The organism is Myroides sp. NP-2, from assembly GCF_014145665.1.
GTDB lineage: Bacteria > Bacteroidota > Bacteroidia > Flavobacteriales > Flavobacteriaceae > Flavobacterium.
Genome location: NZ_JACHTD010000048.1, coordinates 1 through 737, shown reverse-complemented (window position 1 = coordinate 737; position 737 = coordinate 1). Strand labels below are relative to the sequence as shown.

Below are 737 nucleotides of genomic sequence, written 5' to 3'. Positions count from 1 at the left end.
GTATGCACCCGAGCAAGTACATCTTGTGAGATATAATTATTCTTCTACAACGTTTGAGTTTAATGTTTTATAGTTATGAGGATATAAATCTGTAATGTTCTTGTGGTTGATAGATTGAATATTTTCTAGAACATATTTAAGCCATTGGTATGGATTAATATCGTGCTTTTTGCAGTTAGCAAAAAACGTATACGCCATAGCCGCCCTTTGAGCTGCATCGTGTGATCCTGCAAAGAGATAGTTTTTACGTCCAATAGCTACTGGTCTAATTACATTTTCAATGAGATTATTGTCTATCTGTAAGTTTCCATCATATAAGTACGCACTAAGATTATCCCATCTAGTTTGTGAGTAAGCAAAAGCTTTACCTATTTGACTTTTAGGAAGTACGAGTTTCATTTGAACAAACATATATTTACCCAGTTCATTGATGATTGGTAAGCTTTGTTCTAATCGAAGTTCTTTAATTTGCTCTGGGGTTAAGTTTTGTTCTTTTGCTTTTCTTTCTACAGCATATAGTTTTTGTATTTCTACAAGTACATGCTGTGCTTTTGTCTTATCATTGTCAAGAGCTCTTTCAAACTCACGACGAGCGTGTGCCCAACAGCCCAGATGAACTACACCAGACTTAGCTCCATAGGCTTTGTATCCGCTATAACCATCGGTTTGCAGATATCCTTTGAAGTTTTCTAATACAGGTAGTGCAGCGCTACCACTACGTGTGGGACTGTAATTGA

1 protein-coding gene is annotated in these 737 nt (G+C 36.4%); it reads right to left on the bottom strand.

The genetic code is table 11. The features are described from left to right. Positions 1-36: 36 nt before the first annotated feature. Positions 37-737, bottom strand: a 701-nt coding sequence (locus H4K35_RS15565) for an IS66 family transposase (RefSeq protein WP_182628810.1), incomplete at its 5' end; no start/stop codon positions are given.